Raw genomic sequence first — 17134 nt, forward strand, 5'->3', positions numbered from 1 at the left:
CCTGTTTATTCCTTTTCGGCAGCTTCACGGATCTCTTTGTAGTACTCAGCTGTAGACACTTTTTCGGCAAATTCTTTATGGAGCGGACGAACCGCCTTTTGAAAGGGTTCCTTATCCGGCGTACTGAATGTCACACCTTTTTCCTTGGAATCTTCTATCGATTTTTCAATCGCTTCTTCCCAAACAACTTTATGAAAAGCAGACGATTCGCGGGCAGCCTCATTGATGGCCTGTTTCTGTTCTTCATTCAATACGTCCCACTTTGCCTGGTTCATAATCAGAATGTCCGGAACCATGGCATGCTCGCTGTAGGAATATTCCTTTGCCACTTCTCCATGGTTGTTATCGGTTAAAGCGGTTTCATTATTTTCCGAACCATCAATTACCCCCTGCTGCAGAGCGGTGTAGACTTCGCCGAAAGACATCGGAGTAGGAGAACCGCCCATCAGCTCAATCATCCTGATGGATGTTGCGCTTGGCTGTACCCGTATTTTCATGCCATTCAGATCGTCCGGATGCATGATCGGTTTATTTTTCGTATAAAAGTTCCTTGAACCCCCGTCATAGAAAGTAAGTCCCCTGAACCCGATCTCTTCTGTAGATTCGTAGATGCCATTAACCGTGCTGCTGTTCATCACTCTGTAATAATGATCTCGTCCATCAAACAAATACGGCAGACTGAAAAGAGAGTAGACTTCTGAAAAACTCTCCAGAGCACTTGCACTGACCTTTGATAGATCTACAGCTCCGGTCTGGGTCAGTTCAATGACTTCCCGCTCCGCCCCAAGCTGTCCATTCGGATAAAGCTGGATCTTCACTTCTCCGTTTGTCTTCTCTTCTGTTAATCTCGCAAACTCCGTCAGCGATTTATGCACAGGGTGCGTTTCGCTTTGGTTATGTGCAAGCCTCATCGTAATCGTCCCATCACTTGATGCCTTTGTGCTGCAAGCAGACAATGCGCCAGCTGCAAGCAGGCAGATCATCATAAATGCCATCCATTTTTTCAATTCCCATCCCTCCTGAAAGTATACTGCCCCTTTGATAACGGTTTCATTATTAATTAAGGCTGTGTTCGCATAGATTGTTGTTTTGGGTGATAAAAGTTGTCCGTTCCTTTCCGCTCATAGTTTTAAATATCTAGTTTAAAAGCAACAAAGTTTACGATAAGAGCCTTGATTAACAACGTTGTTATTTTTCTTCAAAAAGCATGTTATTCTTCGGCTTTTTATACTATACTACAAGTAACAACGTTGTTATTTCTCAGTATAATATGTATTCCGAAAATTTTCAACATTTCCTTTTGGAGGATTTAAAATGAGTGTGACGATAAAAGATATCGCAAGGGAGTCAGGAGTCAGTTATTCAACCGTCTCAAAGGCGCTTAATAATAGCCCGCTTGTTAAACCTGAAACGAAGAAAAAAGTCCTTGAAACAGCAAGTATGCTTGGATATACTCCTAACTTTGCCGCTAAAAATCTTGTCTCTAAAAAAAGCAGAACGATTGGGCTTGTGTGGCCGGCCATTGACCGGATTGCCCTAACAGCCCTTGTTTCTAAAATAAATGGGCTTGTCACAGCTGAAAATTATTTTATGATTCTCTCAGTGGATGAAGCAGACAAGGCCATTGGGATGTTCAAAGGATTCCAAGTGGACGGCGTGATGATTTTTGAAGAAGGCAGAGAAACCATGCTCCATTCAGATGTCTTCTCTTCTATCCCGATCCTTTCATACGGAGTCTCAGGGGATCATGTCTACCCGATCATTGACGTAAATCATAAAAAAGCCATTCATCTGGCAGTCAGACACTTGATAGAATTGGGGCATACAAGCCTTTCGTATATCGGCGATGCCACTCCGGGAGATAAGCGGCAAACCGAAAAGCTGAATGGGTTCTATGAAGCTATGGAAAATGCCGGTCTGACTGTCCATGAAAATAGCATTGGCAATACTAAGGGACTGAGCTGGTATGATGGCTACCTTGCAGCAAAAAATTTACTCAAAACAAGCAAGCCAACAGCCCTGATCAGCGGAAGCTATGATATCAGCGTCGGGGTGCTGCGTGCTGCCAAAGAACTGAAGATCAGAATTCCTGAAGATCTTTCCGTTATCTCCTATGACAATATTCCGCAGATGGCGAGCCTTGAAACTGAGCTTACAAGTGTTGGTGTCCCGATCGAACAATTAGCTAAGAAAATGGTGGCATCTTTACTTACTCTGATTGAAAAGCCAGATTCCATCAGCCTTACTCAACTAATGGAGCCAAAGCTGGCACTTAGGAAATCAGCAAAATCTCTGCAAAAACACCTCTGATTAAATCTCAGAGGTGTCATTTTTCATATTAAGCAGCCTATACACATCAAAATCATGTTCACCAATCTTCTTCAAAGCATACTTCATTGAAAGCCTTAAGTCTTTGACCTCTGCATTCAACTCGCGGAGAGGCTCATCCTGGTCGTCATCCCCATCTCCAAGTCCCTGTTTTGACAGCTTGTACAGCTGCTCTTCCACTTTATCAAGCCTCACGTCCACCTGTTTTTCAAGCACGTCAAAACGTTTGTCAATGCTTGCCTTCAATTCCGTGATGGCAAGCAGGAGTTCCTTGTTTTCCATGACTATCCCCTCGCTAATGAATGATGGAATGCTTATCACCTTTATTATATTTCTATCAGCTGGAAGAAAGCCAGCAGCAGCCTTTCAGAAAAAAAGAAAAGGCTGTTTTTGATTATCCTCTATAAATTTGGTTATTGTGCAGTAAAGTGGAATCAAATGCACGCTGTGATTCCACACTTTAAGTTTTTACACCAAAAAGTGGATTCAACCACACGCTATGATTCCACAATTTTAGTATTTGCACCGAAAAGTGGAATCAACCTCATGCTATGATTCCACAATTTAAGTTTTTACGCCGAAAAATGGAATCAACCACACGCTATGATTCCACAATTTTAGTATTTGCACCGAAAAGTGGAATCAACCACACGCTATGATTCCACAATTTACGTTTTTGCACCAAAAAGTGGATTCAACCACACGCTATGATTCCACAATTTTAGTATTTGCACCGAAAAGTGGAATCAACCACACGCTATGATTCCACAATTTAGGTTTTTGCAGCGAAAAGTGGAATCAAACGCACGCTATGATTCCACAATTTAGGTTTTTGCAGCGAAAAGTGGAATCAAACGCACGCAATAAGGACAAAATTCCAGAATGGCAGCTGTATAATGGAATCAACCAATTCCCTCTATTCTCCAGAAGAAGTCAAGTTCCTTCCGCTGCGCCGCTTATGGTTTTAACTTCTAGCCTAATAGCAACAATCCTTACGAAAAGAGCTAAAAGAAAAGGCATACGCTGACCGTTTGCCTTTTCTGTAAATCTATTAATTGATATTTTTTATAAATTTTAACTATCTTCTATTTCATTAATATTTTCATTTATTATTAATTCTACAATCGTCTTCCTTGCCTCCTCTAAAATCCCATCCCATTTTTCAGTCAGGATGTTGCTCAGTCCTATATGAAAATCAATTTGATAAGGTTCCACACCTATTAAAAATCCCTTTATCGTTTTTCTTTGCTGATACAGCACTTCAAATAAATGAAGTATATGCTTGGATTTATTAATGAGACCTGATGAAAATTTATGACTCAAAGATTTCCTTATTCTATGATGATTAAAGTTTTGTTCTTATTTAAATATTGGAAATATCCCCCTGATTTATTTTCAGATGTTCCGTTATACCAATACTTTCAGAAACGAAAAAAAGCTGCAGACACTTTTTAAATGGCTGCAGCTTTCTATTTGTATTAGTCATGTTACGATTTTTCTGATCGCTTTTATTTGAAGGGGATCGATAGGATAACTATAATTTGATTCATAACGGATTCCCGAACCAAAGTGAACCTCTCTCACGTTTACTTTTTCTAAGAATGCAGATAAGTTTTGAGGTGTTAACCCTGATCCTGCCATAATGGAAAGACCCGTTCCGGCTGATAGATCTGCCAGCTGACTCAGCTCTTCTATTGCTTCTGTTGCTTTATCTTTGCTGCCTGATGTAAGTACTCTAGTTATCTCAGGGTACTTCTGAAGCACGCCTAAAGCTGTTGCCAGATGATTGGCCTCGTCAAATGCGCGGTGAAAAGTAATATCCAGCCCCTTCGCTGCTCGAATTAATTTTGTAAGCATTTCCTCGTGTATTTCCTTCTCGTTATTAAGAACACCAAATACAACTCCAGCTGCACCTAATTTCCGGCATATTTCAATATCTTCTAACATAATATTCAAGTCTTCATCAGAATAGCAAAAACTCCGGCTATGCGGGCGAACCATTACATTCACGGGAATCGTTAATCCCCTGCAGACACTTCTAATTAATCCATAGCTAGGGGTAAGCCCGCCTTCCATCAATCCTGTGACTAATTCTATCCGATCGGCACCAGCAGTTTGTGCGGTTCTTGCATCCTCAAGTGAATCTGCGATGGCTTCGATAATCATGATTTGTCCTCCTAACTAAAATTAGCAACTAATATAACCCTCATTTTACTCGTAAAATAAAAGACAAACCTGCCAGAATTGTCAGCAGGTTGTCTCTTTTGCTTTTACAGCAGCTTTCATTCTAAGTAAAGCTTCCGTTAAGACCTCACGGGGACAGGCAATATTTATACGTTCAAACCCATACCCGCCTTTACCGAATTTCATTCCTTCATCAAGGCGGACTCTTGCATGTTCTAAAAAGAAATGATGCAACTCGTCATGCGGAATGCCAAGATCACGGCAATCCAGCCAAATCAAATGGGTCGCTTCAGGTTTCACCACTTTAATGGACGGTATATTTTGTTCTAAAAAGGAACATACATACTGGAGGTTACACTCTAAATAACTTCTTACATCTTCAAGCCAAGGCAAACCTTTATAGTAGGCGGCAATCGTTCCTTCCACAGCAAAAGCATTTGGACGCATTAATCCGTAACCCATTAATAGCTTCTCATATTTTTCTTTAACTGCTTTATTCGGAATAATAAAGATAGAGCTTTGCATTCCTGCAATATTAAATGTTTTGCTGGGAGCAGCACATGTAATCGAAAACTTTAAATGGCCGGGATGAACAGTTGCAAACGGCGTATGTTTATAACCGGAGTAAGTTAAATCTCCATGCATTTCATCTGAAATAACATAAACACCATGTTTCTCGCAAATTTCTCCGATCTTTCGCAATTCCTCCTTGGTCCAAACTCTTCCAACCGGATTGTGAGGGCTGCACAAAATAAATATTTTCGTATTGGGTCGGGATGCTTTTTCCTCAAAGTCTTCAAAATTCATTGTATATGTACCATTAGAATAGATAAGAGAATTACTTAACAATGTACAGCCTTGTGTTTCAATCGTTGAAAAGAAAGGATAGTATACTGGATCCTGCACGATCACAGCATCACCTGGCTGTGTTAAAGCTTGTAATAATAAATTTATTCCAGGAATAATACCCGGGCTAAAAGAAATCCACTCGCGTTTTAACTCCCAATCATACTGTGTGTTCCACCAATATTGAACAGCATCATAATATCGTTCACAAAATGTACTATACCCATATATTCCGTGCACTGCTTTTTGACTTATAGCATTGACTATTTCTTCTGAAACTTGAAAATCCATATCCGCAATGCATAATGGAATCATATCTTGATCCTCTATGTACCATTTAACTGAATGTGTTTTTCTGCGGTCAATCAATTTTTCTAACGGCATATCTTTTTCTCCTAACTTTCATCTCCTAATGATATTTCATCCATATTATACAAGAATTAAAGAGCATTTATCCTTTTTAACTTGAACTTCTTTTTTTGTAAGTTGAAGTCGTAATCCTAATTCCATCTGCTCCTGAGTTAGAAATCAATAACAAAAAAACCACCTTACAAAAATTCGAAGTGGTTTTTCTCTTTAGAATGACCTGTGAGGGATTCGAACCCCCGACCCCTTCGATGAATATCATGGCTAAGTCATGTTGATCATAGATGCCACGAAGTTACTCTAAGTGTTGCAGTTTCAGTCGATCGATTTCATCCACTATAATTAATTGAATCCCTTCGCTGTACAAGTTATAAATTTAATGGTTTAAAGTTATAGAGCATTTCTTTGAATGAGGAATGCTTTTTATTTTCGCTTAAAACAAAAACTTACAATAAAAATATTATTTAAATGAATAAAAATTTATTGTAAAACGATAAAATATAGATTAAAATCATAATCAGAATAAAATAAGTGAGGTGCTTTTTATGGAAAAAGTAACAACGTTGTTTTTAAAAATAGCTGTTATTCTTTTAGGAGTCCCAGTTCTTGCTCTGTGTATCTTTTTAGTGCCTGAGATGGCGAATCTTGCAGCAAAGTTGCTTCCAGAGTTTGCTTTTATAAAATATCTCGTTTTCATCGCTTTTGATGCATCGGCGATACCTTTTTACTATGCTTTGTATCAAGCTTTCAAACTCTTACGCTATATTGACAAAAATAAAGCTTTCTCCGATTTATCGGTAAAAGCTTTAAAGAAAATCAAATACTGTGCCATCACAATCAGTATTTTGCATGTGCTAGTTTGGCCGCTCTTCTATATCTTTGCGGAAGTAGACGACGCACCAGGAGTTATCTTTGTCGGATTGGCTGTTCCTTTTGCTTCGATGGTTATCGCAGTCTTTGCGGCTGTTCTCCAAAAACTTTTACAAGAAGCAATTAATATCAAATCAGAAAATGATTTAACGGTCTGAGGTGAATAACAATGGCAATTATAATCAATATTGATGTGATGTTAGCAAAAAGGAAAATGAGCGTAACAGAACTTTCGGAGAAGGTCGGAATAACAATGGCGAACCTTTCTATATTGAAAAATGGAAAGGCAAAAGCGATTCGTTTATCCACTTTAGAGGCAATTTGTAAGGCTTTAGAATGTCAGCCTGGAGATATTTTAGAATACAAAAGTGACGAACACAGTTAAACATATTGAAGAAACTTAATATAACAATTATTAGGGGAGGTATAACTATGGACATTAACAATTTGATTATTGAAAATATTGCTAACCCTCATGAGCTGGAGAGAATGTATAGAAAAGACCCGAAAGCTTTTAAAAAATCCTTCGCACACGCATGGGAACAAAATCCTGATTCTCAGGTTCTTGGCGTTTGGTATGAAAGATTGCATTTCAAGGAGACGGCATATACAGAAAAATCTTCCTTGCTTCAAAAAGGTTTCTTATTCATGGGCATTTTAGCCATTCTGGCCGGGATAAGCACCAGGATCATTTTCCATTTTGTCGAACAGGAAGCAATTGCTCCAATTAACCTGGCTTTTGGTATAATTCCCTTTATTGCTGCCTATTTTGTTTATAATAATACTCCGAAAAAAAGTGTTATTTATTCCCTTGCAGCATTGTTCCTAATTTCCGGGTTTTATCTAAATATGCTGCCATTAAATGATAAAGACAGTATTATCCTTGCTTATTTACACCTTCCCATATTCTTATGGGTATTGGTAGGGCTTGCATTTACAGGAAATGAATATTCAAAAGGCAGTACAAGATTAGCCTATATTAAATTTAATTTGGAATATTGTATTCTCTACGCCAGCATGGCAGTTAGCGGAATGGTACTAGCAGCATTAACCATGCAGTTATTTAGCTTTGTTGGCTTGGATATAGAAGACTTCTATTTTAGTAATGTCGTTTTATTTGGTGCTGCCGCTCTCGCTATTGTGGCTGCATACCAGGTATCAATGAATCTTAAACTTGCTAAGAATATTACACCATATATAGCTAAAATTTTTAGTCCTCTTGTCCTGGTCACATTGTTGGTCTATCTTATAACGGTTATATGGGTCGGAAAAAATCCATTCTTGGACCGCAATTTCTTGATAGCCTTCAACGGAATACTCCTTGGCGTATTGGCCGTTACCATATTTTCCATTACCGAGAGCGACTCAGACGAGAAAAAGAACATTTCAGATTATATAAATTTCGCCTTAATTGTTCTTGCGCTTATCATTGACAGTGTGGCTTTGTCAGCTATCGTGTTCAGGCTTTCTTCTTATGGGATTACGCCTAATAGACTTGCTGTTTTAGGAGTAAACATACTTATCTGGGCAAATCTAATTTGGATTATGCTCTCCTATTTGCGTTTTCTACAAAACAAATCCGGACCTTCAACTATCCAAGATGCCGTTACTAAGTATTTGCCGGTCTACGGATTTTGGGCAGCTTTCGTTACATTTACTTTTCCTATCATTTTTAATTAGAAAGGCTCTGTTAATGTAACGAAAAGCTAATCTTCAATAACGTATAAAATCCTTAGAAGTCCTTTTTTCGCTGGGCACATGAAACTGGACATATTTTAAATAATCGGGCGCGATTGCTGAACAATGAGCAGTCGCCTTTTTTACTAAACCGATCAGAACCGAGCTATAAATGATTGGATGTACATAATTAAGAAACCCAGCTAATCTTCTAATGTGAAGGTAGCTGGGTTTTTAAAGTTGGAAGTGCAAAATAACACTTAAAATAAGCGCAAATTATTAGTCAAAGGACAATTTGTTGTTATTTTTGTTGTTGCTAACGCGTCTAAAAGTTAGTCTAGAACAAAAAGCACAAAAGATACTGGACTTTTAGATTCTTGTTCAAATATATTCCTGGATCAATTTTGACTCTTGCTTCCGTGCGTCCTGTACGTTGTCATATTAACCACAAATCGAAAAGTAACTTTCTAGATTCATCAGTTTTACATGCACCTTATACATTCTGAGAAAATGGGTGAGTTATTTTTTGTTTTTAAGTAAGATCCTCTTTTTAAAATAGAAGCTTTTAATTTTCGACACCAATTTACCACCAATTCCACTGTATTACTTCAAATTAAATATCCTGTTATATACAAAAAACCTTGATAACACAAAGGTTACCAAGGATCTGTTATAATGACCTGTGAGGGACTTGAACCCCCGACCCCTTCCCTGTCAAGGAAGTGCTCTCCCACTGAGCTAACAAGTCGCAGTATGTAGATATTGCTGACAAACTCTATTATATGAGGCTGCTTGCGTAAAGTCAACAAAATTATTCAGCCTCAAAAAGTTTTCTGAGCTTTTAAGGAATCCTACAAAACCAATAATTATCTTTTTTCTTTTATGAGCTGATTTTGGGAATCATAGGGGTTCAATAAGTACACTATTTCCTTATTTCTGCTGTTTTGAGAACCCATTCAGGCTCTGCTTTTCCTGTTTTAAATGATTCTTTGTAAAAATACTGCTCCAAAATAAATGAAGCTCATTCCTATAAAAGAGATTGCAAATACAATAAGCGGTTGAGGGATTCTTCCTCTTATGTTTACTAGGGCAATGCCTATTAAAATATGAATGACTAAAAGAAAAAAGTAAATCATTAGATTCAGCCCTTTCTATCCAATTCCTCAAGATGATCTTTGATAGATTCCATTAACTCTTCTTTAATCATTTCTGCAGATTCACCTTCATTGGATGTCCTCCAGCCGAGCTTATTTATTCTCTTTTCAGCGCCAGTTCCGCTTTTCACCCTTCCGGAAACATAGAATATTTCACCATAATACTAGTATCCTATTCGACTCATTTCCCGGACAATAATCGACGATATCATTAGCTTTCATTGAGTTCTATTCATAAAGAAAGCATGAAAATCAACTTGATTTTCATGCTTTCTCCTTCTCTTATGCCTGCTGTACGATTTTCTGATCTTTGTCTCTTTTCATGAAGAACTGTGCAGCAAACAAGCCTGCAAACATGATTAGACCTGCTGCATCTGAAATTCCCTCTGGATAGATTAATAGCAAGCCTGCAATGATAGCCAGTACTCGTTCGATCCAGTTCATAGGTCTCATCCAATAGCCAATAATTCCAGCACCAATTGCGATCATTCCCGTCACTGCTGTAAACACAACCCAAATGACTTCTGGAATTGTCGTGTCAATTAGAAGCATTTCTGGTGAAAGAACAAAGATATATGGAATGATAAATGCTGCGATGGCAAGCTTGGATGATTGTATGCCTGTACGAATAGGTTCGCCTCCTGATACACCAGCAGCAGCAAATGCTGCAAGTGCCACCGGGGGTGTAATATCCGCAATGATTCCAAAATAGAAAACAAATAGATGGGCAGCTAAATCCGGATAGCCCATAAAAATGATAACAGGTGCTGCTATTGTTGATGTGATGACATAGTTTGCCGTTGTTGGCGATCCCATTCCTAAGATTAAGGATGCGATCATGGTGAAAATCAGCGTTGGAATAATGTAGCCTTGGGCAAGATCAATTAATCCGTTTGCAAGCGTAAGACCAAGACCTGTTTTCGTAACAATCCCAACTATAATACCCGCAGCTGCGGTTGCCGCCGCTACAGACAAAGCCGTTCTTGCCCCATCTACCAATGCTAAAATGATAGCTTTCGGGCCCATTCTTGTTTCTTTATTAATAAAACCTGCTACTATAGCAATTAAAATCGAATAAAGTGCTGCATGCATAACTGGAATACCTGTCATTAACAAGACGATAATCGCCAGAATTGGAAGCAAGAGGTAGATTTTCTTCGCCACTTCTTTACGATTAGGCATTTCTTCTTCTGTTAATCCCCGTAAACCTAAACGTTTCGCTTCAAAATGGGTCATGATCCAGATTCCAGTAAAATAAAGGATTGCTGGAATGGCTGCAGCCTTTGCAATGTCCCAGTAAGTGATGCCATTTCCAATAAATTCGACCATCAAGAAAGCAGCAGCTCCCATGATTGGCGGCATTAATTGCCCGCCAGTTGAAGATGCGGCTTCAACTGCACCTGCAAATTCCTTTTTATATCCTAATTTTTTCATCATTGGAATGGTAAATGCCCCTGATGTTACTACGTTCGCAACTGAGCTTCCGCTGATTGTGCCTTGAAGGGCGCTTGAAAAAATGGCAACTTTAGCCGGTCCGCCGACTCTTTTCCCAGCGATTACAGCTGATAGATCATTAAAATATTGACCTACACCAGTTTGAATCAAGAACGAGCCGAATAACAGAAACAAGAAAATAAATGTTGCTGAAACCCCAAGCGGCGTTCCTAAAATCCCTTCTGTTGTGAAAAACATCGTCTGAACCAATCGCTCAAGACTCAAGCCTCCATGTTGAAGAAATCCCGGCATATATTGTCCAAAAACCCCGTAAGCCATAAAAATAACAGCAATAATTGTAATAGGAAGCCCGACCGCTCTTCTTGTGGCTTCGAGGACGAGCAAAATCGCAATAATCCCTATTGCAAAGTCAGTTGTCGTTAAAATTCCAACACGCATAGCGATATCTTCCATAAAGAGCGGCCAGTAGGCGCCTACGACAATACTAAGAAGAGCAAGCACAATATCATACCAGCCAACTTGCCATTTGCCGGTTTCTTTCTTTTTCTTATTTAAAGGGAATAATAGAAAAATAAGCGCCAGTGCAAATCCTAAATGGACGGAACGCTGAATTTGGGCAGTAAAAACGGAAAAAATAGCTGTGTACAATTGGAAAAGGGAAAATGACAGCAATCCCAGGAAAGCAATCCATCCCATAATACCTGTGAGCTTTCGCGTTGCAGCTTCAGGATCGTATTTTTCGAGAATTTCCTGCTGTTCTTCAAGTGATAAAAATTTTACTTCTTCATCCTTCATTGATTTTCACTCCTCTCAAAAGCTGAAAAAGATTCATGGTTTCATAGCTGACTCTGACCCATGTACCGGGTTTTATGTATTTTTTCAATTCATATTCTTTTCCTTTGTAAACGACTCTGTGATTGGCAACTACCTGTCCTGTGCTGAGGTCAAAAAAAGGAAATATCCGATTCATATTTGAAATGATATAACGGCCATCCTTTCTTTCAAAAATTTCTTCCCCTTCAGGTCCAGAGGGCATTCCTACTGCAAACGTCTCATAGGAAAGCTCAATTTGTTTGATCTGTTTGTTCGAAAGCTCATATGTTTCAATCACATCTGTCAGATGAATGGAATGTGTGTACTTAATCTGAAACGTATCCTTTTCATTTACAGAAAGATAAGCAAGCAGCTTGTCTGTGTCTTGGTAATGGAAAGCAACGATGTTCTTAAACGGGATCAAACAGATGAGAATGATAGCGATGAAAAGTATGAGGACGGCAACTAGCTGTTTCTTCATCCCTGTTTCCTCCAAAATCAAGCGATAGACCGCAGTTTCTCTGCGGCCTATCTCTCAAACCATTATTTCAGTACGCCTTTTTCTTTAAAGTATTTCTCAGCGCCAGGATGAAGCTTCAGGTCACCGATTCCTTCAAGTGCTGTTTCTGCTTTGATTAATTTACCTTTTGCATGAGCAATTTTATCTGTGTTTTCAAAGATTGATTTTGTGATGTCGTATACGAGGTCTTCATCAAGTTCATCCTGAACCACAAGCATCGCTTTAACAGCAACTGTGCTCACGTCTTCACCAATCTTATATGTGCCGCTTGGAACAACATCCTCAGAGTAGAAAGGATATTTTTCGATAAGCTCTTTCACTTTGTCAGCTTCAAGAGGAACGACTACTACTTTGTTTTGAGCTGAAAGAGTTTCAACTGCAGCTGTCGGAGTTCCTGCTGTAACGAATGCTGCATCAATGCTTCCTCCTTGAATTCCTTCAGTTGATTCATCAAACGAAAGGTTTTGAGCCTGAATATCATCCACTGTTAAACCGTGTACTTCCAAGACCTGTGTAGCATTTAAGTAAGCTCCCGAACCGATTGCCCCAACGGAAACTTTCTTGCCTTTTAAATCTTCAACTGATTTAATGCCGCTCTTGTCAGTTGTGATAAGCTGAACCGTTTCGTTATATAACGTACCTAAGCCCAGTACATTATCAATCTTGTTATCTTTAAACATACTCTCTCCGCTTAATGCATATGTCGCGATATCGGTTTGAGAAAATGCAATCTCAGCATCTCCGCTTTTTAATGTCTGCATGTTTTCAACAGATGCACCTGAAGACTGTACAGTTGCCTTATAATCAGTGCTATCAGAAATGATATCGCCGAATGATCCGCCAAGAGGGTAATATGTACCACCCGTTCCGCCTGTTAGAATTCTAAGTGTTTTCGGTTTAGAATCTCCTGAACCGCCGGAACCCGATGTCTTTTCATTTCCGCCGCAGGCCGAAATGATCATCACAACAGCAAGAAGCATGACCATAAATAAACTTTTACGCATTTTCACTAGTAAATTTCCCCCTCTTTGTCATTTATTTGTAACAATACCACATTTTTATATTACCATAGGTTTGAAGAAAATTGTCAATCTATTCTTTATATTCGAATATTCATTATTTTCTATTAAGTAATATTCTCTTTGATTTGTTAGATTGCATCTTTATCGAGGAGCTTGAGTTTTTTCGGTTTGTTAATCTTTTATAATTTTTCATATTTCTCTAACCTTATTGCTTCAAATTTAAAATTTAATTTAGTATAATTTTAAATTAATAATGATTATTTTATATTGAATTATCACAATCATTAGTATATTCATCTTTTAACACAAAACAACCAAATAGGAGGGGAATTGAAAATGAACGATAACAATAGCCACGATCAAAAAAGCCATACAGCAGCTGGTGCAGGTCAGTGCCCTATAACTGGTGCAGGTGGAGGTCATAAAGACAGCGCCATCACTACTTCCAAAAAACCTGGTGGCACAACAAACAAAGACTGGTGGCCGAACATGCTGAATCTTGGCATCCTGCGCCAGCATGATAAAAAATCAAATCCGTTTGGAGAAGACTTCAACTATAAAGAAGAGTTCTCAAAACTGGACTATGATGCATTGAAAAATGATCTTCATAACCTGATGACTGACAGCAAGGATTGGTGGCCGGCAGATTACGGTCATTACGGTCCCTTCTTCATTCGTATGTCCTGGCACGCAGCCGGTACATACCGTACAGCTGACGGACGCGGAGGCGGTGCCTTTGGATCTCAGCGTTTCGCACCGCTGAACAGCTGGCCGGACAACGTAAACCTAGATAAAGCCCGCCGTTTGCTTTGGCCAATCAAGCAAAAGTACGGCAATAAAATATCCTGGGCAGACTTACTTGTTTTAACAGGCAATGTAGCGCTTGAGTCTATGGGGCTGAAAACATTTGGCTTCGGTGCAGGACGTGAAGACATCTGGCACCCGGAAGAAGACGTCTACTGGGGAAATGAAAAAGAGTGGTTAGCCGACAACCGTTACTCAGGCGACCGTGAACTTGAAAACCCCCTTGCAGCGGTTCAAATGGGACTTATCTATGTTAACCCGGAAGGACCAAACGGCAAGCCGGATCCTGTTGGAAGTGCAAGGGACATCCGAGATACGTTCTACCGTATGGGAATGAATGATGAAGAAACTGTTGCTCTAATTGCCGGCGGACATACTTTTGGTAAAGCACACGGTGCAGGCGATCCATCTCTTGTGGGTGATGACCCTGAAGCAGCAACCCTGGAAACTCAAGGCTTCGGATGGCTGAGCAAGCACGGCAAAGGAAAAGGCCGTGACACAATCTCAAGCGGAGTCGAAGGTGCCTGGACATCAAACCCGACGAAATGGGACAACGGCTACTTCGAACAGTTATTAGGCTATGAGTGGGAACTGACAAAGAGCCCGGCAGGTGCATACCAGTGGCAGGCAATTGACCTTCCGGAAGATCACATGGCCCCAGACGCTGAGGATGCATCCATCAAAGTGAAAACAATGATGACGACGGCAGATATGGCATTGCGTGCTGATCCGGCGTACGAGAAGATTTCCCGCCGTTTTTATGAAAACCCGGAAGAGTTTGAGGATGCGTTCGCGCGTGCATGGTTCAAACTTCTTCACCGCGACATGGGGCCAAAAGTGCGCTACTGGGGTCCGGAAGTGCCGCAGGAAGAACTGGTTTGGCAGGATCCAATTCCTGCAGCCGATTACACATTATCAGACGCTGAAGTCGCAGACTTAAAAGAAAAAATCCTAACCTCTGGCTTGTCAGTGAGCGAGCTTGTGAAAACAGCCTGGGCATCTGCGAGCACATACCGCGGTTCTGATATGCGCGGCGGTGCAAACGGTGCACGAGTAAGATTAGCTCCTCAAAAAGACTGGGAAGCAAATGAGCCTGCTGAACTTGCAAGAGCTCTAGATGCTTTTGAAAGCATTCAAAGCCAGCTGGACAAAAAAGTCAGCCTTGCTGATTTGATTGTCCTTGGAGGAAGTGCTGCAATCGAAAAAGCTGCGCAAGACGCAGGCTTCGTCGTAACGGTACCATTCACACCAGGCCGCGGTGACGCAGCGGCTGAACAGACAGATGCCGAAGGCTTCGACGTTTTAGAACCGGTGTCTGACGGCTTCCGCAACTACCAAAAAGCAGAATATTCCATCAGCCCTGAAGAAATGCTCGTCGATAAAGCTCAGTTACTGGGATTGACAGCACCGGAGATGACGGTTCTTCTTGGCGGAATGCGTGTCCTTGGGACAAACCATGGCGGTACTAAACACGGTGTGTTCACAGACCGTGTTGGCCAATTGACAAATGATTTCTTCGTAAATCTTTTAGATATGGGCATCGAATGGAAACCCGCGGGCTTCAACCAATACGAAGGTCATGACCGTAAAACGGGAGAAGTGGTGCGCACTGCATCACGTTTCGACTTAGTCTTCGGCTCAAACTCCATTCTTCGTGCACTTGCAGAAGTGTATGCACAAGATGACAACAAAGAAAAGTTTGTGCGTGACTTCGCGGCTGCCTGGGTGAAAGTGATGGATGCTGACCGTTTTGATGTAAAACAATAAGTGAAGGGATTAAGCCGCTCTGTTTAAGGGCGGCTTTATTCGTTGCGTAAGCTGTTCCTGATTCATGCACACATTTCTCCTCCCCACCCACTCCAAAAGTCTCATTTTTCCATTTCCCTCATTATTTATAGTTCAAAAGGGTATAACAACACTATCACATTTTAGGAGGCTGTATAATTGATGAAAGCTGTCACGTTTCAGGGAACAAAGGAAATGGAAGTAAAAGAGGTCCCGGATGCTGTTCTGCAAAAAAAAGACGATATCATTGTCCGCATCACATCAACTGCTATATGCGGATCGGACCTCCACATCTATCAGGGAGCACTGCCTGCTGAGAAAGATTACGTGGTCGGTCATGAACCGATGGGAATTGTCGAGGAAGTCGGCCCAGAAGTAACAAAGGTTAAAAAAGGCGACAGAGTGGTTATCCCCTTCAACATTTCGTGCGGAAGCTGCTACTATTGTAAACACGACCTTGAAAGCCAGTGTGATAACTCAAATCCCAATCCTGAAATTGATACAGGGGGCTACTTTGGATTTACAGAACGGTACGGGAATCATCCGGGCGGACAGGCTGAATATTTAAGAGTCCCATTTGGAAACTTTATGCCGTTTGTGATTCCGGAATCCGTCGAGCTTGAAGATGAAGCCCTGCTTTTTATGTCAGATGTCCTGCCTACTGCGTATTGGAGCATTGAAAATGCCGGTGTGAAAAGTGATGATACCGTAGTAGTTCTTGGCTGCGGACCAGTCGGTCTTATGGCTCAGAAGTTCGCGTGGATGAAGGGCGCTAAACGGGTCATTGCCGTTGATAACGTGCCCTACAGATTAGAACGGGCGAAAAGAATGAACAACGTTGAAATCATTAATTTTGATGACTTTAAAGATACTGGCTCTCACATTAAAGAGCTGACAAGCGGCGGAGCAGATGCCGTCATCGATTGTGTTGGAATGGACGGGAAAAAGACAGCACTTGAAGAAATCGGGCAAAAGTTGAAGCTCCAAGGCGGAACCCTCAGCCCGTTTGAAATTGCGATGAACTCCGTCAGAAAGTTTGGGACAATCCAGCTGACTGGTGTTTATGGATCAAAATACAACATGTTCCCGCTCGGAAATATTTTTGAACGAAACATCAACCTGAAAATGGGACAGGCACCTGTTATTCATTACATGCCAATGCTGTTTGATATGATTACATCAGGGAAGTTGGATCCAACAGAGATCGTCTCGCATAAAGTGCCTTTAAGCAAGGCAAGCGAAGCTTACAAAATCTTTAATGATCATGAAGATGAGTGTGTAAAGGTTGTATTAAAGCCTTAAATTCATAT

Annotated in this window: 14 protein-coding genes and 1 tRNA gene; 6 read left to right on the plus strand and 9 right to left on the minus strand. The window is 40.5% G+C overall.

From position 1 onward, the window contains the following. Positions 1–5 precede the first annotated feature (5 nt). Complete coding sequence (locus E2R53_RS10755) at positions 6–1007, minus strand: TRAP transporter substrate-binding protein (RefSeq protein WP_353653479.1); 1002 nt, start codon at positions 1005–1007, stop codon at positions 6–8. 307 nt (positions 1008–1314) lie between these two features. Between E2R53_RS10755 and E2R53_RS10760 the strand changes: the two genes are divergently transcribed. Continuing rightward, on the plus strand, positions 1315–2310 hold the full coding sequence (locus E2R53_RS10760; protein ID WP_133311754.1) for a LacI family DNA-binding transcriptional regulator: 996 nt from the start codon (positions 1315–1317) through the stop codon (positions 2308–2310). On the opposite strand, the gene E2R53_RS10765 is transcribed toward E2R53_RS10760, so the two are convergent. The 4 genes from E2R53_RS10765 to E2R53_RS10780 form a co-directional block, all read right to left on the minus strand. Then, positions 2311–2610, minus strand: a complete 300-nt coding sequence (locus E2R53_RS10765; RefSeq protein ID WP_133311755.1) for a hypothetical protein — start codon at positions 2608–2610, stop codon at positions 2311–2313. Positions 2611–3402: 792 nt separating this feature from the next. After that, complete coding sequence (locus E2R53_RS10770; RefSeq protein ID WP_133311756.1) at positions 3403–3651, minus strand: hypothetical protein; 249 nt, start codon at positions 3649–3651, stop codon at positions 3403–3405. Positions 3652–3810: 159 nt separating this feature from the next. Further along, the gene (locus E2R53_RS10775; RefSeq protein ID WP_133311757.1) at positions 3811–4494 is read right to left on the minus strand and encodes a copper homeostasis protein CutC; all 684 of its coding nucleotides are present in this window, start codon (positions 4492–4494) and stop codon (positions 3811–3813) included. A gap of 81 nt (positions 4495–4575) precedes the next feature. Next, positions 4576–5742: a MalY/PatB family protein gene (locus E2R53_RS10780; protein ID WP_133311758.1), complete on the minus strand. Its 1167-nt coding sequence runs from the start codon at positions 5740–5742 to the stop codon at positions 4576–4578. Positions 5743–6269: 527 nt separating this feature from the next. Between E2R53_RS10780 and E2R53_RS10785 the strand changes: the two genes are divergently transcribed. From E2R53_RS10785 to E2R53_RS10795, 3 genes are read left to right on the plus strand one after another with little or no spacing between them, the layout of a single operon-like run. Next, positions 6270–6752, plus strand: a complete 483-nt coding sequence (locus E2R53_RS10785; RefSeq protein ID WP_133311759.1) for a DUF2975 domain-containing protein — start codon at positions 6270–6272, stop codon at positions 6750–6752. An 11-nt stretch (positions 6753–6763) separates the two neighbouring features. Further along, the gene (locus tag E2R53_RS10790) at positions 6764–6979 is read left to right on the plus strand and encodes a helix-turn-helix domain-containing protein (protein WP_133311760.1); all 216 of its coding nucleotides are present in this window, start codon (positions 6764–6766) and stop codon (positions 6977–6979) included. A gap of 47 nt (positions 6980–7026) precedes the next feature. Then, positions 7027–8274: a DUF4153 domain-containing protein gene (locus E2R53_RS10795; protein WP_133311761.1), complete on the plus strand. Its 1248-nt coding sequence runs from the start codon at positions 7027–7029 to the stop codon at positions 8272–8274. Positions 8275–8947: 673 nt separating this feature from the next. Here the strand turns inward: E2R53_RS10795 and E2R53_RS10800 are convergent. The 4 genes from E2R53_RS10800 to E2R53_RS10815 all read right to left on the minus strand — a co-directional run bounded on the left by E2R53_RS10800 (position 8948) and on the right by E2R53_RS10815 (position 13223). Beyond that, positions 8948–9019 (minus strand) — tRNA-Val (locus E2R53_RS10800). A gap of 688 nt (positions 9020–9707) precedes the next feature. After that, on the minus strand, positions 9708–11675 hold the full coding sequence (locus E2R53_RS10805) for a TRAP transporter permease (protein WP_133311762.1): 1968 nt from the start codon (positions 11673–11675) through the stop codon (positions 9708–9710). Further along, positions 11665–12174 (minus strand): DUF1850 domain-containing protein, encoded by a 510-nt coding sequence (locus tag E2R53_RS10810; protein WP_133311763.1) that lies wholly within the window; start codon positions 12172–12174, stop codon positions 11665–11667. The genes E2R53_RS10805 and E2R53_RS10810 overlap by 11 nt, the downstream gene beginning before the upstream one ends. A 62-nt stretch (positions 12175–12236) precedes the next feature. Continuing rightward, the gene (locus tag E2R53_RS10815; protein ID WP_435796789.1) at positions 12237–13223 is read right to left on the minus strand and encodes a TAXI family TRAP transporter solute-binding subunit; all 987 of its coding nucleotides are present in this window, start codon (positions 13221–13223) and stop codon (positions 12237–12239) included. A gap of 348 nt (positions 13224–13571) precedes the next feature. Here E2R53_RS10815 and katG point away from each other — a divergent pair, with 348 nt between their 5' ends. Beyond that, positions 13572–15806 carry a catalase/peroxidase HPI gene (gene katG / locus E2R53_RS10820; RefSeq protein ID WP_133311764.1) on the plus strand — a complete coding sequence of 745 codons (2235 nt, stop codon included), beginning with the start codon at positions 13572–13574 and terminating at the stop codon, positions 15804–15806. Between the two features lie 180 nt (positions 15807–15986). After that, positions 15987–17126 carry a zinc-dependent alcohol dehydrogenase gene (locus E2R53_RS10825; protein WP_133312258.1) on the plus strand — a complete coding sequence of 380 codons (1140 nt, stop codon included), beginning with the start codon at positions 15987–15989 and terminating at the stop codon, positions 17124–17126. Positions 17127–17134 lie beyond the last annotated feature (8 nt).

This window comes from Peribacillus frigoritolerans (assembly GCF_004358755.1).
Lineage (GTDB): Bacteria > Bacillota > Bacilli > Bacillales > Bacillaceae > Bacillus_P.

Excerpts from the sequence above, each read along its gene's own strand:
- E2R53_RS10760 (WP_133311754.1), top strand. The coding sequence starts at position 1,315 with ATGAGTGTGACGATAAAAGATATCGCAAGGGAGTCAGGAGTCAGTTAT.
- E2R53_RS10765 (WP_133311755.1), bottom strand. The coding sequence starts at position 2,610 with ATGGAAAACAAGGAACTCCTGCTTGCCATCACGGAATTGAAGGCAAGC.
- E2R53_RS10775 (WP_133311757.1), bottom strand. The coding sequence starts at position 4,494 with ATGATTATCGAAGCCATCGCAGATTCACTTGAGGATGCAAGAACCGCA.
- E2R53_RS10780 (WP_133311758.1), bottom strand. The coding sequence starts at position 5,742 with ATGCCGTTAGAAAAATTGATTGACCGCAGAAAAACACATTCAGTTAAA.
- E2R53_RS10785 (WP_133311759.1), top strand. The coding sequence starts at position 6,270 with ATGGAAAAAGTAACAACGTTGTTTTTAAAAATAGCTGTTATTCTTTTA.
- E2R53_RS10790 (WP_133311760.1), top strand. The coding sequence starts at position 6,764 with ATGGCAATTATAATCAATATTGATGTGATGTTAGCAAAAAGGAAAATG.
- E2R53_RS10795 (WP_133311761.1), top strand. The coding sequence starts at position 7,027 with ATGGACATTAACAATTTGATTATTGAAAATATTGCTAACCCTCATGAG.
- E2R53_RS10805 (WP_133311762.1), bottom strand. The coding sequence starts at position 11,675 with ATGAAGGATGAAGAAGTAAAATTTTTATCACTTGAAGAACAGCAGGAA.
- E2R53_RS10810 (WP_133311763.1), bottom strand. The coding sequence starts at position 12,174 with ATGAAGAAACAGCTAGTTGCCGTCCTCATACTTTTCATCGCTATCATT.
- katG (WP_133311764.1), top strand. The coding sequence starts at position 13,572 with ATGAACGATAACAATAGCCACGATCAAAAAAGCCATACAGCAGCTGGT.
- E2R53_RS10825 (WP_133312258.1), top strand. The coding sequence starts at position 15,987 with ATGAAAGCTGTCACGTTTCAGGGAACAAAGGAAATGGAAGTAAAAGAG.